The following is a 24656-nucleotide window of genomic DNA, read 5'->3' as shown; positions in this document are numbered from 1 at the left end:
TATTTATTATACAATAACAATATCTTACTTACTTCTACAAATTTTGTAAAAAATATAGAAAAGTGGTGCAAATTTGCTTACATACTTAGTTGGCTTACTTGTTTTTTTGATATTCTTTGCAATTTTATTTAAGTTTTCCTTTGGATTCAGCCTTAGGGGAAGGATAACAATCGCATCTATCATTCTAGTTGTAAGTGCGGCAAGCTTTTCCGTACAAGAAATTTTCACTCCATGGCATTCACTCTTACTAATCATTCTTCTGCTTTTACTAGCTACGATATTTCTTCAGAATCGATCCTTTTTGTACCAAGACACAACAACTGAAAAAAATAATGCACCATATTTGGAAAATAGTGAAGTTCCAATGAAGGATTCCTCTGATCAGATGCCTGTGACCAGGGTTTCAAGAAAAAAATTGGAAAAGCTGTCCGATGATTTGACTTTAAAATAATGGAAGATAGAGAGTTCAGTAATCTGGGGGGAAAATGATGCGAGGTCTGAAGCTTTTCGCAGTGATGATTGTAGGTACTCTACTTGTGTTTTTAGCAGGGCAATTTGGTCCATCTCTTGTTGAGAACAAGTTAGTAGCAAAGAAATTTCAGAGTGAAACATTAATAGGAACGGAATTGGTTGAAAATAAGTCCCGGACTGAAGCGATTAAAGAGCTTGAAGAGGCAGTGGAAGCTTGGAAAAATAAGGGGACCATCTATCTGGAATGGTCTGGTGATCTTTCTTCCATAGAAAAGTCTGTTTTTGAGTTCCATATTGAAAAATCAGTGGAAGAAGCGATTGATGGCAATGGGAATAACCTCATCGTAGACCTGCCAGATTCCGTTTTCCTGAAGGAAGTGGAAGAAGTTACAGGTGGCACTGAGATGAATTCTGAGATTGACCTGGAAAAGCTTAAAAATGATATTGTCTCAGTTGCATCCAAATTGATCAAAGAAGACCAAAGCTTTTCTATCTCAGATTATCTATTAGAATCCGCCAATGGAAATGTGACACTTCATGAAGTGTCCATAAAAGCAGAAGGGAAACTATTGGAGGAGTTAGATTCAGTTACTACAATCGTATTAGATCCAAATGGAAGCTTCTCATTTGAAGCATGGTTAACAGAAGAAGGAATTTCATTAAGTGCAGATAGTGGCAGCATATTAGCTTCTGTTCTCTACCAATTGGCTTTGCCGACGAATATAGATGTTGTGGAAAGGCATATCTCGAAGGAATTACCGGGATGGGCTGAAGCAGGATACGAAGCCTCGTACAATAAAGGGGTTATGGATCTGAAGCTATTTAATCCAAACAATTTCCCTCTAACAATAGAGCTTAGTAGATCCATTTCAAGCATTACAGGCAGCCTTACTGGTCAAGAATTACCCTTCGTCTATGAAGTTATTGAAGAAAAGATGGAAACTTACGAACCTAAAAAAATTGTCCAATATTCCCCACTGGTAAAACTGAATCAGAAGCAAGTAAAGGAGCAGGGGAAAGCTGGAGTATATGCTGTAATTGTAAGACAGATCTCTGACAGTGATGGTAATGTTATGGAAACAAAGCAGATTGCTCAGGATTTTTATGCACCCATTCATAAGGTGGAGGTACACAGTTTATCCAATCCGGTTGCAACCACCCCTGTCAGCCCTACCAATCCATCTGTTAATACACCTGGATCCAATACTGATAACAATACCGGTGGGACTAACAATGGCACTTCCACTGGAAACACGAATAACCAAGGTACGACTAATGGCAGCAACTCCAATAATAATTCTAATGGTAATACCGACACTACCAATTCCAACGGAAACAATTCCAATAACAATAATAGCGGAAACAATGACTCCAATGATGACGATGATGATGAAAATGATACTCCTGGTGGAAAGTGAAACAATAATATGCAGCGTAAAGGATGACCGGCAATGATAGAAACAAGAAAAAGATTGGGTGATTTATTGGTTGATGCAGGAATTATAACTGCTGACCAACTACAACTAACTCTTAAAGAAAAGGCGAAGGGGCAAAAAATCGGGGACGCATTGCTGCAAAAGGGATACATTACTGAACAACAGCTAATTGAAGTGTTGGAATTTCAATTGGGTATTCCTCATGTGAGTTTGTTCCGCTATCCATTTGATGAAAAATTGATGCATGTCATTTCAAAGGATTTTGCAAAGCGAAACTTGTTAATTCCATTGAAAAAGGAACATGACAGATTATTTGTTGCCATGGCTGATCCAATGGACTTTTTTTCGATTGACGACCTTCGTCTTTCCACAGGATTTGAAATAGAACCTGTCATTGCAACAAAGGATGATATATTACGTTCCATAAATAAATACTACGAAGTAGCGGATACCATTGATGAATTTATGGATATTCTGGAGCCTGCATCTTCGGTAAAAGTCGAGGATGAGAGAATCACACAGGATGACTCCCCTGTTGTCCGACTAGTCAATCAGATCCTGCAGAACGCAGTGCAGCAGAGGGCGAGTGACGTCCATATCGATCCCCACGAAACAAAGGTGGTGGTGAGATACCGGGTGGATGGTGTCTTGAAAACAGAACGGACCCTTCCAAAACATACTCAGAACGTACTGATTGCCAGAATTAAAATTTTGGGGAATATGGATATCACCGAGCATCGAGTTCCTCAGGATGGCCGCATCAAAACCAATATCGATTATCACCCGGTGGATGTCCGTGTGTCCACTCTACCGACTGTTTACGGCGAGAAGGTCGTAATGCGTATTCTGGATATGAGCAGTTCTTTGAATGACCTATCTCAGTTAGGGTTTAACCCAAAGAACTATGAAAGATTTATTGATTTGATCACTAAGCCTACCGGCATCATTCTTATAACTGGTCCTACAGGTTCTGGCAAATCCTCTACCTTGTATGCAGGTTTAAATTACTTGAATAGCGAGGAAGTCAATATCATTACCGTTGAGGATCCGGTGGAATATCAGCTGGAAGGAATCAATCAGATTCAAGTAAATACGAATGTCGGCATGACTTTTGCAAAAGGGCTTCGTGCCATCCTACGCCAGGATCCAAACATTATTATGGTTGGGGAAATCCGTGACAAAGAAACAGCTGAGGTGGCAATTCGGGCATCTCTTACGGGGCATCTAGTCTTGAGTACACTTCATACAAATGACTCTATCAGTACGATTACAAGACTGATAGATATGAAGGTGGAACCGTTCTTGGTGGGATCTTCAGTCAATGGGGTTTTGGCTCAAAGGCTTGTCCGAAAAGTTTGCAGAGATTGTATGAAACAGGATGAACCGACTGTACGGGAGAAAGAGATCTTTGCAAAAAGAGGGTTAACCATTGAATTGATTTCAAGAGGCAAAGGGTGCGGTACATGCAATATGACAGGCTATAAAGGACGACTTGCAATCCATGAGTTACTCGTTATCAATGATGATATGAGAAAGGTCATCATGAATAACCAGCCTATTTCAAGAATCCGTGAATTGGCCTACGAAAATGATACTGTATTTTTAATTGATGATGGACTTATGAAGGTCAAACAGGGACTGACGACAACAGAAGAAATTTTGCGTGTCGCCCTTCAGGAATAGGTGAGAACATGATTGATAAATTACAGGAATGGCTGCATGCGGCCTATGAATATAAAGCATCCGATATCCATTTATCCGTCGGAGTGGCACCGGTGTTTCGAATTAATGGTGACTTAAAAAGGTATGGGGAGACCATTCTATTGCCTGAGGATACTCATGCAATCGCGAAGGAAATGATTCCGGGCTTTATGTGGTCAACCTTCGAGGAGAAAGGGGAACTGGATTTTTCCTATAGTTTGCCTGGTATCTCAAGGTTCAGGGTGAATGCGTACAAACAACGCTCATCAATTGCACTGGCAATTCGTATTATCCCTACATGTGTTCCAAGTTTGGAAAATTTGCAGCTTCCAACTATACTTCAAAAATTGGTTGAAAAGCCGCAGGGACTTATCCTGGTTACAGGTCCTACAGGTAGTGGGAAATCTACGACACTGGCTTCCATGATTGATTACATGAATCGGACAAGCAAAAAGCATATTATAACCCTTGAAGACCCAATTGAATACTTACATAAGCATAATTTATGTATGATAGACCAGCGCGAAGTGGGTTTTGATACAAAATCTTTCGCCAATGGGTTGCGGGCATCCTTGCGTCAGGATCCCGATGTAATCCTGGTAGGGGAAATGAGGGATTTGGAGACGATTCAAACTGCTATCACTGCCGCTGAGACAGGGCATCTTGTCTTGGGTACCTTACACACCACAAGTGCTCCTTCCACCATCGATCGGATCATTGATGTTTTCCCTGGACCACAGCAGCCACAGATTCGGATCCAGCTCGCTTCGGTCCTTGTGGCCATCGTATCCCAGCGGCTTTTTCCATCCATGGATAAACAAAGCAGGAAGGTTGCAACGGAAATACTCATAAACAATTCCGCTGTCGGAAACCTGATCAGAAATGAAAAAATCCATCAAATCCAAAATGTCATGCAGACAAGTAAGGCCCAGGGCATGCACACGCTTGAGATGAATATTAGAGAGCTAATTCAAACTGGACAGATATCTAGAATATCAGCGGAAAGCTATTTACAGGAGTCGGTCAGCTACAATGCCTAAGTTTAAATATGTTGGTAGAGATAAAAGTGGTAAGCGGGAAGGCGCGGTCATCAGTGCGTCCAGAAGGGAAGCTTTTGTAAAACTGAAGGAAGAAGGGGTACGGGTTCTTCAGATGGACGAAGTACCGGAGTCCATCTTTACTAAGGATATCACGATAGGAAATCCTGTTAAACTTCGTGATTTTGTCGTGTTCCTGAGGCAATTCTCGACGCTTATCCGAGCAGGGGTACCAGTCGTCGAAGCTACGCATGTATTGGCTAATCAGACAGAGAGCAAGGTGTTGAAACGCTCTCTTCTTGATGTAGAAGAAGAGCTCAGACAGGGTAACTCCCTTTCAACAGCAACAGCAAAATATCCGAAAATCTTCTCTGCAATGTTCATCAATATGATAAAAGCAGGGGAAGCAAGCGGAGCCATTGATGACACATTGGACCGACTGGCAACACAATATGAAAAGCAGAATGAAACAAAACAGAAAATCATCTCCGCCCTCACCTATCCGATGGTGCTCGGGGTGATTGCAATTGCCGTTGTAATCTTCTTGCTGGTAGGGGTAGTGCCGACCTTTGTCGCGATGTTTGCCGACTTCAGTGCGGATTTGCCGTTGATAACACGATTTGTTTTAGGAGCAAGCGAATGGATGCAAGTGTTCTGGTGGGTGATTTTACTGTTCTTTGCTCTTTTTGCCTCTGGGATAGGTTTTGCAAGGAAGCAGAAACAGTCAAAATATTACCTGGATTATTTTTTACTGCGTATGCCCATTTTCGGGAAACTACTACAGAAGGCTTCGATTGCGAGACTGACGAGAACGCTCAGTTCCTTGCTTACGAGCTCTGTACCAATCCTGCAGGCAATCTCCATTGTAGAAAAAATAGCGGAAAATGAAGTGATAGCAAGGGTGCTTGAGGAGGCGAGGGGATCTTTGGAAAAGGGAGAATCACTCACAACCCCGATGAAAGCGCATTGGGCTTTCCCGCCGCTTGTCACCCAAATGATATCCATTGGTGAAAGCACGGGATCACTGGATAGCATGCTAGAAAAAATCGCGGATTTCTATGAAAAAGAAGTAGATAATGCAACAGACCGATTAAAGAGTTTGATAGAGCCCTTGATGATTGTCGTGCTCGCAGTCATAGTAGGGACTATAGTCACGTCCATTCTAGTTCCAATGTTCGATATTTTTAACCACATTCAGTCATAGAATGCTGTAAAATCTTATTGAAAATTGTAAGATAGTATAATAGAATTATAGTATACAAAAATTTCTACATATTTCCAAAAAGGGGAGGAATATTAAAGATGTTACAAAAATTCAGAAATTTGTTAAAAAATGAAAAAGGGTTAACTCTTATCGAGTTACTTGCTGTTGTTGTTATTTTGGGTATTATTGCGGCGATCGCGATTCCTAGTATTGGTGGATTGATTGATAATAGTAAGAAAGATGCCCATGTTGCGAATGCTCAACAGATGGCAAGTTCGGCTAGGTTAGCTATTACAGGGGAAGATAAATACCAAACTGGTACTTGGTATGTAAGTTTGAACTATTTACAAGCTAACAAATATATAGAAGTTCTTAAAGATCCGGATAAGACTGCAAATGGATATAAAAAAGGTACCTCTACAAAAATTGTTGGTACAGTTGCAGAATTAGGTACTTCAGGTGATCTATCATATGTGGTTGTTGAAAACGGCAAGCCTACGGAGGTTCTATTAGTAAATAGTACACGCGGTATTAGAGGAACTACAGCTACAGATACAGTTTCAATTGACAGTATATCTAGAGATACTGTTAAGTAACTATTAAATATGAGTATTTTCACATTTTTCACCGCCCTCCTCCTAGGCTCCTTCTACAACGTAGTCGGCCTTCGAATACCAAAGGGCATGTCAATTGTGGCTCCGAGGTCACATTGTACAAGCTGTAAGCAGACATTGACGGGGATTGATTTGATTCCCGTCCTTTCATATGTTTTTTCCAAGGGGAGATGTCGGTACTGTAAACAGGCCGTGTCTCCTATTTATCCATTATTCGAGCTTCTGACGGCTGTGCTATTTGTCCTATCACCCCTTTTGATGGGGTGGACCTACGAGCTGGTCATTGCCTGGACCCTCATTTCGATGCTGATTATCATCGTCATTACTGATATTCACTATATGCTCATTCCAAATAAGATACTGTTATTCTTCTTCTTTTTATTTATTTTTGAAAGAATTTTCATTCCGTATCAGACCCTTCCGAATCATCTGATTGGACTGGCGGTAGGTTTTGCGATACCTGCACTTGTTGCCATGCTTTCCAAAGGTGGTATGGGTGGAGGGGATATCAAGCTGTTTGCTGTCCTGGGATTTGTATTGGGATGGAAAATGGTAATCCTTACATTCTTTCTTGCTTCCCTTGTGGGGATGATTGCAGCCCTTACAGGAATGCTGTTCGGTAAGGTGAAAAGGGGTGTACCGTTTCCGTTTGGACCCTCGATAGCAGTGGCGGCACTCATCAGTTATTTTGTAGGTGAGAAAATTTTGAACCTGTACTTTTCTCTACTCTTCTAGTAAATCAAAAAGGAGTTCTACTGAATGGAATTTTCGTTTTTACAGCCAAAACATAATAATTTTATAAATATTACGTTTCGTGATCATGTTATTAGAATGGTAGAGTTGAAGAGTTTGAATCCTTTGACGGTAAAGCGGACAAAGGAACGATTTTTGCCGCCGAACATCGTGCGTGATGGGAAAATTGTCGATGAAAATATCTTTCGTCTCATTTTCGAGGAATGTGTGGAAGAATGGGGATTGAAGCGGAAGCATGTCAGATTTGTCGTTCCTGATCAGTTTGTGGTGACAAGAAAGCTTAGCATTCCTTCGAATGTGATGGATGATGAGATTATCGGACACTTGTATCTGGAGCTTGGTTCCACCATTCACCTTCCATTTGAAGATCCGGTGTTTGACGTTCATGTTCTGCAGCGTTCCGAGAAAACGGATCTCGTACTATTCGCTTCACCGGAAGAAATGGTGACTCAGGTTTCATCCATTTTTGAAGAAAACAAAATGAAGCCTACTGTGGCGGATGTGTCTTCCCTTTGCCTTTACCGACTCTACTATGAGTTTGGACAGCGGAATGAGAATGACCATCTATTAATCATTCATTTTGATATCAGTTGCATTACGCTTAGTATTTTTATGAAGCATGCTCCAGTATTCGTCAGAACCATCGCCATCCCAGCTGACATTAAGATATGGGAAGTGTCTGAGACGAATACGAGAATGGAGTGGGCCGGGGATATTATTCAGTTTAATGTATTTTTGGAGGATTTCATCAAAGAAGTGGAACGGATCATGAACTTCTTCCGTTACTCTTTGAACCAAGGGACTGATGAAGTGAAGAGAGTTCTCCTGTATGGGGATCATCCTAATTTCCCATTGGTATTGGCAAAGCTGAGAGAACGGATTACTGTTCCGGTTGATACATATGAGCAGGATGTCTATACACAAGATCAAGAGGTTGTTGACCCGAAATTTTATTTCCCACTCGGGTTAGCGTTAAAAGAGGTGTAGGAATGAAAACGTTAGTAGATATAAACCTATTGCCAAGAAAACAGGCGCGTAACATTACGACTCCTCTTGTTTATGGAATTTGCGGATTCTTTGTTCTTTTTGTGGTCATTCTTCTAGTTATCTTTCAGCATCTTGTCAGCCAGGATATCGCAAGGGCTGAAAGAGGCCTTGAAAATGTCCAGACGCTGCGTGAGGCAAAAGAGGAATCCATCCGGACACCTCAGAACTCCTCCTCCGCACAGCGCTTGGAGAATACGGTTCAATGGGCAGAGGAATATCCAGTGGAAATGGTTCCTGTCATGCAGGAGCTTGTAAGGATGTTACCGAGCCGTGGATTTGTTCAGAGCTTCTCCTATGCAGAGAGAGGGGCATTGAATGTAACGGTCCAGTTCGATCAATCCAAAGATGCAGCCTATTATCTATATCATCTGAACGGAAACAGCTATTTCCAGAATGTCAACCTATCAAGTGTTTCCACAACTACTGTCGGTGAGGAAGATGACGCTGATGTATTGCCCCGATATATAGCACAGTATAGCCTTGAATTTGACAAGGCTGCAATAAAGTCAGAGGAAGAGGAAACTCCGGAAACTGAGGGTGAAGAAACCGAATCGGATGAAGAGGATACAGAAACCGAGACGGATTCGGAATCAGAGGATGGAGGCGAGGACCTATGATCATTGAACTTCAGAGAAAGCACTACATCATCTTTGCCTCTGTTGTGGCGTTGCTCGTAATGGGAATCATCCTTTTCTACTATTTAAGCTACGCACCGAAACAGACCTTGGTGGAGCAGAAAAAGCAGGAGATTGAAATTGAGGAGCAATTGATTCAAGTCCTGGACCAGCAGCAAGAATCGGCTGGAGCAGGCTTGGGAAATACAATGGAACTTCAGCGGAAGATTCCTGTCACCTCCTATGTGGAACAGCTGATTCTCGAACTTGAGAAAGCGGAAGTGGTCTCCAATTCAAAAATCATGAATATGACTTTTGGGGATGCGGACTTTTCAGCGTCAACTACGACTCTGGATGAGTATGTGGAAACAAACAGTTCCACTAACACAGAGGGCACAGCGGAACAACAGGCCGAACAAGCCTTTTTGCCTGAAGGGTTAAAGAAGGTAACCGTCAATTTATCCGTCGAGTCCGAAAACTATGAAGATCTCACTACCTTCCTTGAGGAATTGGAAGGTTTGACGCGAATCACCCAGATCGAATCGGTTGCTTTCACAGGACTTCCTGAGTTGACTTCCATTGCACAGGAATTGACATCGCTCACATATTCGGTTCAGTTATCAGCGTTTTACCATCCGGAGCTAGCGGACTTGATGGAAGATCTGCCTCCGATTTCTGCACCGGAACCGAGTAATAAGACCAATCCATTTCTCGACAATGAGTAAATTATTTCCGAGGAAACAGTCGAAAGCCCTAATGTTAGGGTATTGTGTCGGAAAACAATTAGGACAAGACGACAAAAGTCTTGTTCTTTTTTTTATGCTCTATGATAGGATGAAACAAATCAAATCCAGACATATTTTGTCATTGTAAATGGAGGTGGAAATATTGGACAAGAATCATTTACATGAAGTGAAAATACGAATTAACGGAAAGGAAAAATCATTTCATCATCATTCAAAAAGAAAGAAAGGGAAAAAACAATCAGGAACACCTGTGACAAGCTACCAGGATCATGTACAAGAAGATATCCATATGGAAGAGGGCGATTTGCCCCTGATTATTGTGGATGAAACGGCTGCAGCTGCAGAAAAGAAAGAGGAAGAAGATTTCGAATGGGTTCTTCCGAAAGAGCCGGTTAAGCAAGAGAAGAAAACAACATCAGGAAAAGCTTCCTATATAGAAGATTTACGCCAAGTCAATAAACCAAACGGAAAGAAAACGCGTCCCTTTTCCTTAGGCAAGAAGAAATTGTCCCCTCCATCCTTTTCAAAACAACTAATTTTATCTATCGTGATGGCAATCGGTATTGGAACTTGTTTAGGCTTTCTAATTCTCGCAATCATGAATATTTCATCGGATAATCCATTGAATCCTGCCCAGCCTGTTGCTGGATCTGTGTCAGAACAAGCCGATAAAGATGATACCGGCACAACTGGAAAAAGCGGCGAACAAAGTGTAACCATTCCTGAGCAAGGTGTAGCTGTCCTGCAGGGTGGGGCTTTATCGAATATGGAATCTGCAAATGCGACGATTGAAACGTTCAAAAGCCAGGGATTTTCAGCTGTTGCTGTCGGTAATGATACCATTTATGTATTGGTGGGGGTCGGACAAACGGTCGAAGGAATGAAAAGGCTTGGTGCGATGGCAACCGATAAAGGGTTGGAAACCTATGCGAAGGATTTTTCGATCCCGGAAAGAACTTTCAACTCCCTTACCGCTCAGGATGCGACAGTTCTTCAAGAAGGTCAAAGCCTATACACGGAATTGGCTGCAGTCTCCTCCTCATTGCTCCAGGGAGGTACACTTGATAGCGCTGCAGTGGAAAAAATGAATGGACACTATGAAAAAATCTCGGCAGTCAAAGCGGAAGAAATGACAGATGGCCCTAAACAATGGAAAGACCTTCTTGTTGGTGCGTATCAGCACATTCAGCAATACCAAACCTCCAAAGAAACCTCGGAATTGTGGGATGCCCAACAGAAATTATTGGAAGCTACTGCCTTTCTATACCAGTAAAATAACCTTTATAAGAACGGGTTCCCAAAATAATGTTTTGGGGCCTGTTTTTATGTGGAAATGCATGTTTTGATTCTAGTGGATATTTGTTTGTTCCACGGCTGAATTTTGTGATACGATAAGTCTGTATCTCTCTTGTATGAAAAATTCCAGGAAAAGGTGATATTGCATGAAGCCTCTAATTTTAGCCTCAGGATCCCCCAGAAGAAAGGAGCTTCTCCAACAAGTAAAACTCTCCTTTGAAGTGAAGGTCAGTACGATTGAAGAGACCTTTGACCCCATGTTAGATCCAGAAGAAATTGCAATGAACCTGGCTCTTCAGAAGGCCGAAGATGTTGCCAGGGAGAATAGGGAGTCTGTTATTATCGGCGCAGATACCATAGTGGTCCATGACGGTTTGGTTCTTGGAAAACCCAAAGATGTAGACGAAGCAACATACATGTTAAAGCTGCTGAGTGGCAACACTCATTATGTAATCAGCGGAGTTGCGATTGTCAGTGGAAATAGGCATATGACATTTTTTGAAAAGACAGCGGTTACGTTTTGGGAGCTGACGGATGAGGAGATAGATTACTACATCAGGTCAGGGGAGCCGATGGATAAGGCCGGAAGCTATGGTATTCAGGAAGTGGGAGCCTTGTTTGTGAAAGAGATCCATGGTGATTATTTTTCTGTGGTTGGATTGCCTTTGTCTAGAACGGTTCGTGAACTGAAGAGCTTCTTTTAGTGCGGTAGATTGCCCTTATGCTTTTATTACAAATTAAAGCATAAGGGGGTAAAAAGAATGACAGCACCAACTACATCGCTAATGATAAGAGACTTCCCGGAAGACGAGCGCCCAAGGGAAAGGCTGATACAGGATGGGCCGCAAAGCCTGTCCAATCATGAATTGTTGGCTATTATGCTTCGTACGGGTTCAAAGGACGAATCCGTCTTGCAGCTTGCAAACCGGTTATTGACCACTTTCGAGGGATTGAGGCTGTTGAAGGATGCTTCCGTTGATGAAATGATGAGCATCAAGGGGATCGGCAGTGCCAAGGCAGTACAGATAATGGCTGCAGTGGAGCTGGGTCGGCGCATTCATCGGCTTCAGTATGAAGACCGCTATGTGATACGATCGCCGGAGGACGCTGCTAATTATGTAATGGAAGATATGCGGTTTTTAACGCAGGAGCATTTTGTCTGTTTATACCTCAACACCAAGAATCAGGTGCTCCATCAGCAGACCATTTTCATCGGCAGCCTGAATGCCAGCATCGTGCATCCCCGTGAAGTGTTCAAAGAAGCTTTTCGTCGTTCGGCAGCTTCCTTTATTTGCCTTCATAACCATCCTTCAGGAGATCCGTCGCCGAGCCGAGAGGATATTGATGTGACAAAAAGGCTCAACGAATGCGGCAAACTGATCGGAATAGAGCTTTTGGACCATTTAATCATCGGCGACCAGAAATTCATCAGTTTAAAAGAAAAAGGCTATATGTAAGTACTATGCTTTTTTCGTATCCTACGCTATAATATTACTCATGAGTTTGGAAGGGACTTTTCTTTCCAAGCTTTATCTTCTTAAAACTACATTATCCACATGTTAATGAAATAAATGAGGGCAATTCTGTCCGCTTTTATCACTTTTAACCACACCTAAAAAGCATTTAGTTTCAGAAAGGGAGATACACATTTATGTTTGGAACGAGAGATCTTGGTATTGACTTGGGAACAGCCAATACACTAGTTTTTATTAAAGGAAAAGGAATTGTTGTGCGTGAGCCGTCGGTCGTGGCACTTCAAACCGATACGAAGCAGATTGTTGCTGTAGGGAACGATGCGAAAAATATGATTGGCCGTACACCGGGGAATGTGGTGGCGCTTCGTCCGATGAAGGATGGAGTTATCGCTGATTATGAAACAACTGCAATCATGATGAAATATTATATTAAGCAGGCGTTACGCAACAAAAGCGCTTTCTCACGTAAGCCATATGTGATGGTTTGTGTCCCATCCGGAATTACGGCTGTTGAAGAGAGAGCTGTAATTGATGCGACTCGCCAAGCAGGCGCGCGCGATGCATATCCGATTGAAGAGCCTTTTGCAGCTGCAATCGGTGCGAATCTTCCTGTATGGGAGCCTACTGGTTCCATGGTGGTTGATATCGGTGGCGGAACAACAGAAGTAGCAATCATCTCCCTGGGAGGGATTGTGACAAGCCAGTCAATCCGCGTTGCTGGGGATGAAATGGACGATGCCATCATTGCTTATATCCGTAAAAACTACAACCTCATGATCGGGGAAAGAACGGCTGAAGCGCTGAAGCTTGAAGTGGGATCTGCCGGTGATTCTGAATCAATCGAACCGATGGATATCCGCGGACGTGACTTGTTGACCGGACTTCCGAAAACAGTCGAAATTTCCGCCAAAGAAGTGGAAGAAGCATTGAAGGATACAGTTACCGCAATCGTTGATTCTGTTAAAGCTACATTGGAGCGTACGCCACCTGAGCTTGCCGCAGATATCATGGACCGCGGAATTGTTTTGACAGGTGGGGGCGCGTTGCTTCGTAACCTGGATAAAGTAATCAGTGATGAAACGAAAATGCCGGTTATCATTGCAGAAAATCCATTGGATTGTGTGGCAATCGGAACAGGTAAAGCTTTGGATTATATTGACGAATTTAAGAAGAAATCAAGAGATTATCGCTAAAAAGAAGGTGTTAAGTCATGCCGCAATTTTTCCTCAATAAGAGGTTGATCATTTTGTTGGTGAGCTTAATTATTCTAGTGGCATTGATTGGTTTCTCCTTGAAAGAACGGGACCAATTGACTTGGCCTGAACAGTTTGTAAAAGACTCGACAGGCTTTGTGCAATCCATCTTCTATCGGCCCGCACATTATGTTGCGGGTTTCTTTGAGAATGTAGATTACTTGAAGAATACGTATGAGGAAAATAAACTTTTGCGTGCTAGACTAGAAGAATACGCTATGCTCGAAACGAAAGCGCACAAGCTTGAACAGGAAAACGCAGAAATTAGAGAAGTAATCGGTGAGCTGGACTCGCTCAGGGATTACGATCCGCTGCCTGCAACGGTTATCGGACGAAATCCTGATCAGTGGCGCGAGCAGATCATTGTGAATAAAGGGAAACAGGACGGTGTGGAAAAGGACATGGCTGTTATCACAGCTGGCGGCTTGATCGGTAAGGTGAAGCATGCAAATCCTTTCACTTCTTCCGTACAGCTGTTAAGCTCCCTTGATCCGAAAAACCGCATATCCGCCTATATCCAGGGAGATGAAAGCATCTTTGGATTGATTGAAGGGTATGATGATGAAAAAGGTGCACTTTTGCTGAAAAGGATTCCTCATCAGGCGGAAGTGAAAGAAGGACAGACTGTATTGTCCTCTGGACTTGGTGGAATCTTCCCGGAAGGCCTGATTATCGGGGAAGTGACGGAGGTCGTTCCGGATGAATATGGGCTGACTCAAATGGCTTACATAAAGCCGGCAGCAAATTTCTATGATATCAGTCAAGTGATGATCGTGAAACGTACGTTAATATCCGGAGATCAAGAACCGGTGGAAGAGTCTGTTGAAGAAGAGGAAGCAACAGAAGAGGGGGATTCTGAGTGAGGAAATATGTCCTACCAGCCCTTATTCTTTGCTTGTTTGTTTTGGAAAGCATGACGGTTGACATGTTTTTTCTGGGGAACATCAATGAGGATTGGGTCATCGTCCCCAGGTATGTACTGATCACCCTGATTCTTTGCACAATCTATACAGGTTCCTATATCGGGATCATTTTCGGGATGGTATTTGGACTTCTTTATGATATTGTTTATACGGAAGTATTGGGGATATATTTATTTGCTTATCCTGTTGCCTCCTATTTTGTATCGAAGCTGATGAGAGCGTTGCAGGCTAATATTTTCATTGTTTTTTTTATGATCCTATTAGCTGTTGCAGGAGTAGAATATCTGGTGTACAGCATTCATACTCTTATCGGAACTGCCGATATTGCTCATCAGAAGTTCCTTGCCGGCCGACTGGTTCCGACTTTGATTTTTAATGCCATTTTTTCGCTGATCTTCATTTTTCCATTGAAATTGTTCATGGAAAAGCTGGCATATGAACAAAAGGATGAACTCTGAGAAAGCTGTCTATTTTAGTCAGCTTTTCTTCTACATACTTTATCTAGTATTCTTTTTTTATTTTTTATGCGCATAGGAAAAAGGAAATAGAAGGGCTATGTCGAATTATATACTTGTTGAGGTGAACGTCGTGAATAGACAAAAACAACAGTATGTAACCATTAAGGGCACGAAAGAGGGCCTAACTCTGCATCTCGATGATACATGCTCGTTTCCAGAGCTTTTAGCTGAAATAGAAGCAAAATTAGCGTCGAATAGCAATCCGGATGATTCGCCTTTACTTGGTGTAAGACTAAAGGTCGGGAATCGTTTTTTAACCAATAAGCAGCAAGAGAAATTACGCAATGTCATTCGCAGTAAAAAGAATTTTATTGTCGAAGAGATTGAGAGTAATGTCATTACAAAAGAACAGGCCATACAGTGGAAAGAAGAAAATGAAATTGTCCCAGTAGCAAGAATGATTCGCTCAGGACAAGTCCTGGAAGTTAAAGGAGATCTTCTCTTGATTGGTGATGTGAACCCGGGCGGAACGGTGAAAGCGGGCGGCAATATCTTTATATTGGGAGCCCTGCGTGGAAATGCATATGCTGGTCTATTGGGAAATAATGAGGCTGTCATCGCTGCAAGTCTCATGAGACCGTCGCTGCTTTCCATCTTTGAAACGATAAATCGTGCGCCGGACTTAAGCGAACAGCTTGAGGGAAGCAATGAAATGGAATGCGCCTATATAGATAAGAATGAACAAATTATTATAGATCGCTTACAGTTGCTTTCACATCTAAGACCAATGTTAACAAGGCTTGAAAGGAGAATGTAATAAGTGGGAGAGGCTATCGTAATTACGTCTGGTAAAGGTGGAGTCGGCAAAACGACAACTTCTGCAAATATAGGAACCGCTCTTGCCTTAGCAGGAAAACGTGTATGTTTAGTAGATACAGATATTGGACTCAGAAATCTGGATGTCGTAATGGGACTTGAAAACCGTATCATTTATGATTTAGTTGACGTTATTGAAGGACGTTGTAAAACACATCAAGCCTTAATCAATGATAAACGCTTTGAATGCCTGAAACTCCTTCCAGCTGCACAAACAAGTGATAAAACAGCTGTAAAGCCGGAACAAATGAAAAAGCTTATAAACGAACTGAAGCAGGACTACGATTACATTATCATAGACTGCCCGGCAGGAATCGAGCAAGGCTTCCAGAATGCCATCGCCGGGGCAGATCGGGCAATAGTTGTCACCACACCGGAAATTTCTTCGGTACGTGATGCAGACCGCATTATCGGCCTTTTGGAAAAAGAAGATATCGAGCCGCCTAGATTAGTAGTCAACCGTATTCGTAACCATATGGTGAAAAACGGGGAAATGCTGGATGTGAATGAGATCGTCTCCATACTTGCCATTGATATCATCGGTATTGTTGCAGATGACGACAGTGTGATACGGGCTTCCAATAGCGGAGAGCCGATTGTCATGGATCCTACAAGCAAAGCATCCATCGCATATCGCAACATCGCCCGCCGCATCCTTGGTGAGTCGGTTCCATTGCAATCCTTGGAAGAGGAAAACAAGGGTGTCATGTTTAAAATCAAGAAATTCTTTGGAGTTCGTTAATCCAGGTGAGAAACCGCCCCTCAACAGAAAGGGGCGGTTTCTTTTGTTTTACGGAAGTTTTTGCTAAGATTGGTGTAAAATATATACATATCCTATTACGAGCGCTAGGAAGGAGCAGTACTACTACATGAGGGCAAGAAAAAAGGTTTTTAGAAATATATTGCTGGCACTTTTCCTATTAGGCATCCTGTTTTTTATCACGAATACCTCCATCTTCTCCGGTCCTGTGGAAGAGGAGCCGTTGCTATTGGCGCATCGCGGTGTCCATCAGACATTCAGTATGGAGGGGATCGAAAATGATACTTGTACCGCTGAACGGATATTTGAACCGGAGCATGAATATTTGGAGAACACGATTCCATCGATGAAGGCCGCCTTTGAAGAGGGAGCGGATATTGTTGAGCTTGATGTGCAGCCAACAACCGATGGAGAGTTTGCCGTTTTTCATGACTGGACCTTGGAGTGCCGCACCGATGGGACAGGCGTGACAAGAGAGCACACGATTCATGAGCTCCGGGCGCTGGATATCGGATACGGCTATACTGCCGACAATGGCAAAACCTATCCGTTCCGTGGAAAAGGAGTAGGCCTTATGCCGACGCTCGGGGAGGTGCTTCAGGCTTTCCCGGATAAAGAACTGCTGATCCATATTAAGAGTGATGATCCGGAAGAGGGCAAGCTTCTTGCAAAGTATTTGAAGGATTATGATTTTGTTGGGAATAGCTCGAATATCAGTGTTTACGGTGGGGATAAACCAATCGCTGCCTTGAAGGAAGAAATGTCTGTGATTCGGGTCATGTCAATGGCAACGATGAAAAGCTGCATGTATCCATACATTGCAATCGGCTGGACAGGCTATGTTCCTGAATCGTGTGAAAACACCCAGCTGCATATTCCCGAGAAAATCGGGCCGTGGCTTTGGGGCTGGACAGGGAAATTCTACGAGCGCATGGATAAAGTGGACACAAGGGTCATCATCGTCGCCGGTGATGGCGGTTTCTCTGAAGGCTTTGACAAAGTCGAGGATCTCAAGCGCATACCTGAGCGTTTTACCGGTTATATCTGGACCAACAGGATCGACCTGCTTGGTCCGGCGATGAAGGATTAGGAGTATTGAAGAAGCAGGCAGGAATAAGTTCCCGTCTGCTTCTATTTTATGGAGTTTTGGTGGGAGATGAATTTGGATCAAAATGGAAAAAGTTCGATAGAATCGGAAAAATCATCGATAGAACCTCAAAAAAGTTCAATAGAAGTCGAAAAAAGTTCAATAGGAGCTGAAAAAAGTTCGATAGACCTTCAAAAAAGTTCAATAGACGCCGTAACACCATATTTCAGGCTGGAAGGACCGGTATTTCTTTAGCTGTGCCCTGCCGGAAAGTCTTCTTCTAGCGATTCCAGCCAGTCTTCTAGCGTTTACGGGCCAACTTCTAGCGATTCCCACTAAACTTCTAGCGATTCCCACTAAACTTCTAGCGATTTCAAAATCGCTCAATTTTTTATGATACCACCCCTCCCTCCCCCAAAAATCTCACCCATATCGTCATAACCCCAAAGGACAAGTCATAAAATGGTACAAACATAATAGGGGGAAGGGTGTTTGTATGAATGATCGGTTGGATGAGATAAGAAGAAGAGCTGCGAAGAGAAAAAGGGTAAGACAAACGCAGCACACCAAGCGTAATCAGGTGTCCTCGTATGTGATGCGGGATGAGGAAAAGTACGGCAATGCCAGTTATACCTCCTATGAGAGTGGTCCTGATGGTAACAGGGAGCATCCTTTGTTCAATAAAGAGCTCTTTCTATTTAAGATTTTAACCTCCGCCATCCTTGTGCTGGTGGTGGGGATCATGTTCCAAAACCAGTCGCCTGTGCTTGAAAAGCCGCGCGAATTTGTGACAAGTACGATGAAGCAGAGCTTTCAATTTACAGCTTTCTCATCCTGGTATGAGGGGCAGTTCGGCAAGTCATTGGCCTTGCTTCCTTTGCCGCAGGATACAGAAAAGGTGCAGGGCGGTGAGGAATATGTGATGCCTGCATCAGCGAAGGTATATGAAAGCTTCGAGGCGAATGGACAAGGGGTCATGGTCGAAACGATGGCGAATTCCAGTGTGGAAGCGATGGACGGGGGACGTGTGACTTTCGTGGGAAAGAAGGAAGATACGGGCAAGACAGTGATCATCCAGCATAACGATGATACTTATACTTGGTATGGGCAGCTTGGGGAAGTGGATATCAAGCTTTATGATTACGTGAAGACCGGACAGGTGATAGGACGTACGACCACACTTGAAGATGGCTCAAAGGGAATGTTTTATTTCGCCATACAAAAAGGCAATGATTTTATCGATCCCATGCAGGTGATATCATTTGAATAATAAATGGCTCAGGCTATTTCAAAAAATCCATATACATCCGATTTTCTGGCTGATGATCGGCCTTGCCATCCTGACGGCAAATTTCTGGGAGCTGCTCATCCTCTTCATTATTGTAGTGGTGCACGAACTGGGTCATAGTCTGGCTGCCACCTACTTTTCATGGCGGATCAAGCAGGTGTTGATTCTTCCTTTTGGAGGGGTGGCTGAAATGGAGGAGCATGGCAACCGCCCTTTGAGGGAGGAGTTGATTGTTACCCTTGCAGGGCCGTTGCAGCATATTTGGCTCGCGGCCGTAGGATATTTTCTTTTTACGGTGAATGTTCTATCGCAAGAAATGTGGGAGCTGTTTTTTACATTCAACCTGATGATTTTTCTGGTGAATCTACTTCCAATCTGGCCGCTTGACGGCGGAAAACTGATGAGCATTGCATTGAGCAAATTTTCGTCCTTTGCTACCTCCCATGAGCGGACCCTGCAATATTCGTTTGTGTTTTTGAGCATTTTTTTCCTTATTTACCTGGTTATTGATCCTCTGCATCTGAATATGTGGATCATCTCCCTGTTTCTATTTTACTCTCTGTTCTCGGAATGGAAGCAGCGTCATTTTGTATTCATCCGCTTTTTGTTGGAGAGGTATTATGGAAAGACGAATTCCGTTTCGAAAATTACACCAATTGTCGTGGATGAAACGGAAAAGATTCATCAGGTCCTGCAAAAATTCAAGCGGGACTGCAAGCATAATATCATCGTGATGAAAGGCAATAAAAAACAGACGCCGCTGGATGAAAACGAGCTTTTGCATGCGTATTTCAAGGAGAAGTTGACGACAATCGATATTGGGGATATCCTTTATTCATACTAAATATTGAAAGTCGAGGCTATTCCATTGACTGAGCTTATTATGAATCTGCGTGCAACGGAAAAGCGGGTTGCCGTGAAAGAGCAGGATAAAATAGTAGAGCTTCTTATTGAAAGGCCTACTACCGAACATATAGAAGGAAATATATATAAGGGTCGTGTTGTGAATGTTTTGCCCGGGATGCAGGCAGCCTTTGTCGATATTGGACAAAAGCAGCCCGGGTATCTTCACCGCGACCATTTGTGTTCCTATCAGTTATCGCCGCTTTCCAAACCGGAAAAGGAAAAGCGTGGCATCTCCCATTTCGTCCATCAGGGGGAAGCGGTGCTAGTGCAGGTCGCAAAAGAAGGCGAAGGAGCAAAAGGACCAAAATTGACTGGGCTGGTTGAGTTTCCGGGAATACATATCGTCTATCAGCCTTTTGGAAAGTTCAAAGCCATTTCTAAAAAGATGAAAGAGGAAAGCCGTAAGCAATGGAGGGAGCATCTTTACAGCTGGTGTACAGAAGAAGAGGGCGTGATACTCCGTTCTGCTGGTGAACATGCACCTGTGTCTGTGGTGGAGGAGGAATTAGCGGCACTGCAGGAGCAATACTTGGATGTGCAGGCAAGAATGTCCTCCTCCCAAATTCCTGGGCTTCTGCATAAAGAAGATCATTTTCTGGCAAAACTGCTCAGGGAAATTCCGAAAAGTGAGATCATGCTTATGGAAGTGGACGATGCTCCAACCTTTCAACTCCTGAAAAAGCAGGGCTACCCGGTGCGCTTTTATGATGGGAAGGAAGATATCTTTGCACGGAGGGGCATCGATCAGGAGCTTGAAAAAGCGTTAAAGCGGATCGTCTGGCTCCCAAGTGGCGGCTACATCATTATCGAGCATACGGAAGCGATGACGGTAGTGGACGTCAATACCGGGAAATATGTCGGGAAGACCGGATTGGAGCAGACTGTACTGAAGACCAATCTCGAAGCGGCAAAGGAAGTGGCGAGGCAGCTGAGGCTCAGGGAAATAGGCGGGATTGTCATAGTCGATTTCATTGATATGGCGAGTGCGGAAGAGCAGGAGCAGGTGCTTAAGATAGTCCGGACTGAAGTGAAAAAGGACCGCTCCGTTGTCCGTATAATCGGGTTCACCGAGTTGCACCTTCTGCAGCTGACACGGAAAAAGATCAGGGAGCCGTTGACTGGGATGCTTTTGCAAAAGTGTGATCCCTGCCATGGCAAAGGGACGGTTTATTCTTCCGAGACCCTCGCTTTTCAACTGGAGAGGAAGCTCCTTGAGTACTATCGCTCGGATGTGGAGGCAATTATCGTCCACCTTACAGAGGATGTCAAAAACATCTTGGATAAGCTGCCTGATCCGGCAGAGCGTTCAGGCGTGGAAATACACTATGTAAAGTTAGCGGGCAAGCCGGGTTATGAGATTGTTTTTACAGGTTCCATTCCCGATGCAAAAGATCGTCTTAAATCGCTGGAACCATATTGACATTAGGCTTTCAAGTATGCTAAGATGTTCTTTGTTAGTTTGTAGCACCCGTGCTACAACCGCACAGTCCAGGTTCCTTATAAATATGGGCGTTTTCGTTACATATACCTGACACTGGCGAGTCTGAGTCTATTGAGGAGGTGCAAGAGAATGTACGCAATTATTGAAACAGGTGGTAAGCAAATCAAGGTTGAAGCAGGTCAAGCGATCTACATCGAAAAACTTGGTGCAGCTGAAGGCGATACTGTAACTTTCGACAAAGTTCTTTTCGTTGGTGGCGACAATGTTAAAGTTGGTAGCCCACTAGTAGCAGGAGCAACTGTTACGGCTAAAGTTGAAAAGCAAGGCCGTGCGAAGAAGATTACTGTATTCAAATACAAAGCTAAGAAAAACTACCGTAAAAAACAAGGTCATCGTCAACCTTACACTAAAGTTACTGTTGATGCTATCAACCTATAATTTTAAGGTGATTGGATGATTAAAGTTACAATTAAACGAAACGATCAACAAGCTATCGATTCGTTTACCATAACTGGACATGCCAACTTTGCCAAAAAAGGGTCGGATATCGTGTGTGCGGGGGTTTCCGCTGTATCGTTCGGTGCAGTAAACTCCATTATATCACTTTTATCTGTCACCCCACAAATTGAGCAAGGGGCAGATGGATTTCTTCGTTGTACGGTTCCCCGGGATCTGGAAGAATCGACTAAAGAAAAAGTACAGCTGCTGCTCGAAAGTATGGTCGTATCTTTAGAGACGATTGAACGTGATTATGGAAATTATATAACCATTTCTAAATAGGAGGTGGAATACATGTTAAGATTAGATCTTCAGTTCTTTGCTTCCAAAAAGGGAGTAGGTTCTACTAAAAACGGTCGTGACTCTCAATCAAAACGTCTTGGCGCTAAGCGTGCAGACGGTCAACAAGTTTCTGGTGGTTCTATTTTATACCGTCAACGCGGTACTAAAATTTACCCTGGACTAAACGTTGGACGTGGTGGAGACGATACGTTATTCGCGAAGGTTGACGGAATCGTTCGTTTCGAGCGTTTAGGCCGTGACCGCAAACAAGTTAGCGTATATCCTGTTGCTCAAGAAGCATAATCCTCAGAAAAAACTCTAGCCTGACATTAGGTTAGAGTTTTTTTATTACAAACGAGGATTCATCAAAAACTAAACAGCAGCTTCATCATGGACCAACAAACTATAATGAATTCTACACCTTTTGTCGAATTCCTGCCGGGGTCTGGCCCCTCAAGTGCCCCTCAAGGAAGTTTATATGCTATAATCTTATACATATAAGAAAGTTTTGGAATTTTTACTGGGAGTATGAAAAATGATGAAAAAACGAGGCACGTTGGAGGTTCTGCGCCATTCCCGGCATGATTGGCTGAATCGGCTGCAGCTGATTAAGGCGAATATGTCGCTTGAGCGTTGGGACCGGGTAAATAACCTAATAGATGAAATTGTACTGGAGTCCAATCATGAGTCCGGTTTAACCAACCTGCATGCGTCTTTGTTTGCAGAATTTCTTATCACCTTCCATTGGGAGCCACGCCTGTTTTCCATGGAATATGAAGTGATAGGGGATGGAGGGTTGAATTTATCCGATTATGATGAAACCCTGTACAAATGGATTACGTCCTTATTCTCACTTATAGAGACGATTGTGAACAAAAAGGCGGAAAACCATTTATTCTTAAGCATGCATATTGAGGAAAAGGAAATTCGTTTCTTTTTCGAATTAAGTGGAATAATAGAAAGCACAGACAAGTTATTAACCTGGATAGAAAATCAGCCAATCAGCTTTTTGGTTGAAGAAAGCCACGTCTCATCACTGGGAAGCGAGATACAGATCCGCTTTACCTGTGAATAAAGCTTTTATAATGATAACAACGAAAACATCCTCCCATGGGGCAGTTTTCTTTTATAATGATTTCGTTTAATTATGATTATGTATCGCAGGCCGAAAGATGGCTTTGCATTTTTAGATCGGAGTGAAAATCAATGTTTGTCGATCAGGTCAAGATTTATGTAAAAGGTGGAGACGGCGGGAACGGAATGGTTGCCTTCCGTCGTGAGAAATACGTACCGGATGGTGGACCAGCCGGAGGAGATGGCGGAAAAGGTGCAGACGTTATTCTTCAAGTGGAAGAAGGACTGCGCACACTGATGGATTTCCGTTATAAGCGTCACTTTAAAGCAAACCGTGGAGAGCACGGAATGTCCAAAAACCAGCACGGAAGAAACTCGGAAAGCATGATTGTCAAGGTTCCGCCTGGAACAGTGGTCATGGATGATGATACAAAAGAAACATTGGCTGATTTAACTGAGCATGGCCAGCAATATGTCGTGGCAAAAGGCGGCCGTGGCGGTCGTGGGAACACGCGCTTTGCAACACCTAGAAATCCTGCCCCGGAAGTTGCCGAGAACGGTGAACCAGGTCAGGAGCGCTATGTTGTTCTTGAACTGAAGGTGCTTGCTGATGTAGGTCTTGTAGGATTCCCAAGTGTAGGGAAATCAACACTTCTCTCTGTGGTATCTGCAGCAAAACCGAAAATTGCCGAATATCATTTTACTACCATCGTGCCGAACCTCGGAGTGGTGGAAACGGAAGATGGCCGAAGCTTTGTCATGGCCGATCTACCTGGATTGATTGAAGGTGCTCATCAAGGGGTGGGGCTAGGACATCAATTCCTTCGTCATATTGAACGTACTAGGGTCATCATCCATGTGATCGACATGGGCGGTCTTGAAGGTCGTGATCCGTACGAGGATTATGTGACAATCAACGAGGAATTGAAGGAATACAACATGCGTCTGACTGAACGCGCGCAGCTTATTGTTGCCAATAAAATGGATATGCCGGATTCAGAGGAGAACCTTGCTGCCTTTAAGGAGAAGCTCGGTGATGATGTGAAGGTATTCCCGATTTCAGCTCTTACGCGCAGCGGGTTGCGCGATCTTTTATATGCAGTGGCAGATGAGTTGGAGCATGCGCCGGAATTCCCACTTTATGAGGAAGAGGCAATTGAACAGCGCGTTGTTTATAAGCATGAGAAAGAAGAGAAAGGCTTCCGTATTACAAGAGATCCGGATGGTGCCTATGTTCTTTCCGGTGCAGAAATTGAAAAGCTGTTTGTGATGACAAACTTTAACCATGAAGAGTCGATCAAACGATTTGCCCGTCAGCTTCGTGGTATGGGCGTAGATGAGGCACTAAGAGAACGTGGTGCCGAGGATGGCGACTTGGTACGCCTTCTTGAATACGAATTCGAGTTTGTAGAATAG

28 protein-coding genes and 1 other annotated feature are annotated in these 24656 nt (G+C 43.3%); all 28 genes read left to right on the top strand.

Features of this window, described 5'->3' with window-relative positions; genetic code table 11:
* Positions 1 to 73: 73 nt before the first annotated feature.
* Positions 74 to 451, top strand: a complete 378-nt coding sequence (locus ACFVAD_RS13155) for a hypothetical protein (protein WP_386640607.1) — start codon at positions 74 to 76, stop codon at positions 449 to 451.
* Between the two features lie 34 nt (positions 452 to 485).
* Positions 486 to 1889, top strand: a complete 1404-nt coding sequence (locus tag ACFVAD_RS13150; protein WP_386640604.1) for a VanW family protein — start codon at positions 486 to 488, stop codon at positions 1887 to 1889.
* Positions 1890 to 1922: 33 nt separating this feature from the next.
* The gene (locus tag ACFVAD_RS13145) at positions 1923 to 3590 is read left to right on the top strand and encodes a GspE/PulE family protein (RefSeq protein WP_386640600.1); all 1668 of its coding nucleotides are present in this window, start codon (positions 1923 to 1925) and stop codon (positions 3588 to 3590) included.
* Between the two features lie 8 nt (positions 3591 to 3598).
* Entirely contained in the window at positions 3599 to 4648 is a 1050-nt protein-coding gene (locus ACFVAD_RS13140; protein WP_386640597.1) for a type IV pilus twitching motility protein PilT, read from the top strand.
* Complete coding sequence (locus ACFVAD_RS13135) at positions 4641 to 5849, top strand: type II secretion system F family protein (protein ID WP_386640594.1); 1209 nt, start codon at positions 4641 to 4643, stop codon at positions 5847 to 5849. Before ACFVAD_RS13140 ends, ACFVAD_RS13135 begins: the two co-directional genes overlap by 8 nt.
* Positions 5850 to 5947: 98 nt before the next feature.
* The gene (locus ACFVAD_RS13130; protein ID WP_386640591.1) at positions 5948 to 6445 is read left to right on the top strand and encodes a type II secretion system protein; all 498 of its coding nucleotides are present in this window, start codon (positions 5948 to 5950) and stop codon (positions 6443 to 6445) included.
* A gap of 9 nt (positions 6446 to 6454) precedes the next feature.
* Positions 6455 to 7198: a prepilin peptidase gene (locus ACFVAD_RS13125; RefSeq protein WP_386640588.1), complete on the top strand. Its 744-nt coding sequence runs from the start codon at positions 6455 to 6457 to the stop codon at positions 7196 to 7198.
* Positions 7199 to 7222: 24 nt separating this feature from the next.
* Positions 7223 to 8203 (top strand): type IV pilus biogenesis protein PilM, encoded by a 981-nt coding sequence (gene pilM / locus ACFVAD_RS13120; protein ID WP_386640585.1) that lies wholly within the window; start codon positions 7223 to 7225, stop codon positions 8201 to 8203.
* A 2-nt stretch (positions 8204 to 8205) separates the two neighbouring features.
* Complete coding sequence (locus tag ACFVAD_RS13115; RefSeq protein WP_386640582.1) at positions 8206 to 8880, top strand: PilN domain-containing protein; 675 nt, start codon at positions 8206 to 8208, stop codon at positions 8878 to 8880.
* The gene (locus ACFVAD_RS13110; protein WP_386640579.1) at positions 8877 to 9602 is read left to right on the top strand and encodes a pilus assembly protein PilO; all 726 of its coding nucleotides are present in this window, start codon (positions 8877 to 8879) and stop codon (positions 9600 to 9602) included. Before ACFVAD_RS13115 ends, ACFVAD_RS13110 begins: the two co-directional genes overlap by 4 nt.
* A 163-nt stretch (positions 9603 to 9765) precedes the next feature.
* The gene (locus ACFVAD_RS13105) at positions 9766 to 10896 is read left to right on the top strand and encodes a hypothetical protein (protein WP_386640577.1); all 1131 of its coding nucleotides are present in this window, start codon (positions 9766 to 9768) and stop codon (positions 10894 to 10896) included.
* A 169-nt stretch (positions 10897 to 11065) separates the two neighbouring features.
* Positions 11066 to 11623 (top strand): Maf family protein, encoded by a 558-nt coding sequence (locus ACFVAD_RS13100; RefSeq protein WP_386640574.1) that lies wholly within the window; start codon positions 11066 to 11068, stop codon positions 11621 to 11623.
* Between the two features lie 57 nt (positions 11624 to 11680).
* Entirely contained in the window at positions 11681 to 12376 is a 696-nt protein-coding gene (gene radC / locus ACFVAD_RS13095) for a RadC family protein (protein ID WP_386640571.1), read from the top strand.
* A 194-nt stretch (positions 12377 to 12570) separates the two neighbouring features.
* Positions 12571 to 13587, top strand: coding sequence for a rod shape-determining protein (locus ACFVAD_RS13090; protein ID WP_386640568.1), 1017 nt, complete (start codon positions 12571 to 12573; stop codon positions 13585 to 13587).
* Between the two features lie 17 nt (positions 13588 to 13604).
* Complete coding sequence (gene mreC / locus ACFVAD_RS13085; RefSeq protein ID WP_386640565.1) at positions 13605 to 14510, top strand: rod shape-determining protein MreC; 906 nt, start codon at positions 13605 to 13607, stop codon at positions 14508 to 14510.
* Positions 14507 to 15028: a rod shape-determining protein MreD gene (mreD, locus tag ACFVAD_RS13080; RefSeq protein WP_386640562.1), complete on the top strand. Its 522-nt coding sequence runs from the start codon at positions 14507 to 14509 to the stop codon at positions 15026 to 15028. Before mreC ends, mreD begins: the two co-directional genes overlap by 4 nt.
* A gap of 97 nt (positions 15029 to 15125) precedes the next feature.
* On the top strand, positions 15126 to 15845 hold the full coding sequence (gene minC / locus ACFVAD_RS13075; protein ID WP_386640560.1) for a septum site-determining protein MinC: 720 nt from the start codon (positions 15126 to 15128) through the stop codon (positions 15843 to 15845).
* Between the two features lie 3 nt (positions 15846 to 15848).
* A complete protein-coding gene (minD, locus tag ACFVAD_RS13070) occupies positions 15849 to 16646 on the top strand; it encodes a septum site-determining protein MinD (RefSeq protein ID WP_386640557.1) in 798 nt (265 codons plus the stop codon).
* A 127-nt stretch (positions 16647 to 16773) separates the two neighbouring features.
* On the top strand, positions 16774 to 17754 hold the full coding sequence (locus ACFVAD_RS13065; RefSeq protein WP_386640554.1) for a glycerophosphodiester phosphodiesterase family protein: 981 nt from the start codon (positions 16774 to 16776) through the stop codon (positions 17752 to 17754).
* A 66-nt stretch (positions 17755 to 17820) separates the two neighbouring features.
* Complete coding sequence (locus tag ACFVAD_RS13060) at positions 17821 to 18006, top strand: hypothetical protein (RefSeq protein ID WP_386640553.1); 186 nt, start codon at positions 17821 to 17823, stop codon at positions 18004 to 18006.
* Between the two features lie 241 nt (positions 18007 to 18247).
* Positions 18248 to 19021 carry a peptidoglycan DD-metalloendopeptidase family protein gene (locus ACFVAD_RS13055; RefSeq protein ID WP_386640550.1) on the top strand — a complete coding sequence of 258 codons (774 nt, stop codon included), beginning with the start codon at positions 18248 to 18250 and terminating at the stop codon, positions 19019 to 19021.
* Positions 19014 to 19883: a M50 family metallopeptidase gene (locus tag ACFVAD_RS13050; RefSeq protein ID WP_386640547.1), complete on the top strand. Its 870-nt coding sequence runs from the start codon at positions 19014 to 19016 to the stop codon at positions 19881 to 19883. Before ACFVAD_RS13055 ends, ACFVAD_RS13050 begins: the two co-directional genes overlap by 8 nt.
* Positions 19884 to 19907: 24 nt before the next feature.
* Positions 19908 to 21365, top strand: a complete 1458-nt coding sequence (locus ACFVAD_RS13045; RefSeq protein WP_386640544.1) for an Rne/Rng family ribonuclease — start codon at positions 19908 to 19910, stop codon at positions 21363 to 21365.
* Between the two features lie 47 nt (positions 21366 to 21412).
* Positions 21413 to 21500 (top strand) — a sequence feature (ribosomal protein L21 leader region).
* A gap of 15 nt (positions 21501 to 21515) precedes the next feature.
* Positions 21516 to 21824, top strand: a complete 309-nt coding sequence (gene rplU / locus ACFVAD_RS13040; protein ID WP_204416111.1) for a 50S ribosomal protein L21 — start codon at positions 21516 to 21518, stop codon at positions 21822 to 21824.
* A 15-nt stretch (positions 21825 to 21839) separates the two neighbouring features.
* Positions 21840 to 22166, top strand: coding sequence for a ribosomal-processing cysteine protease Prp (locus tag ACFVAD_RS13035; RefSeq protein ID WP_386640540.1), 327 nt, complete (start codon positions 21840 to 21842; stop codon positions 22164 to 22166).
* A gap of 12 nt (positions 22167 to 22178) precedes the next feature.
* Positions 22179 to 22469: a 50S ribosomal protein L27 gene (gene rpmA, locus ACFVAD_RS13030; RefSeq protein ID WP_204416109.1), complete on the top strand. Its 291-nt coding sequence runs from the start codon at positions 22179 to 22181 to the stop codon at positions 22467 to 22469.
* A 232-nt stretch (positions 22470 to 22701) separates the two neighbouring features.
* Entirely contained in the window at positions 22702 to 23241 is a 540-nt protein-coding gene (locus ACFVAD_RS13025; RefSeq protein ID WP_386640537.1) for a Spo0B C-terminal domain-containing protein, read from the top strand.
* A 131-nt stretch (positions 23242 to 23372) separates the two neighbouring features.
* Complete coding sequence (obgE, locus tag ACFVAD_RS13020) at positions 23373 to 24656, top strand: GTPase ObgE (RefSeq protein WP_386640534.1); 1284 nt, start codon at positions 23373 to 23375, stop codon at positions 24654 to 24656.

The sequence above is a fragment of the Sutcliffiella sp. NPDC057660 genome (genome assembly GCF_042800035.1).
GTDB lineage: Bacteria > Bacillota > Bacilli > Bacillales > Bacillaceae_I > Sutcliffiella_A.
The sequence above is the reverse complement of the archived record's forward strand: the minus strand, read 5'-3'. Positions and strand labels throughout refer to the sequence as shown.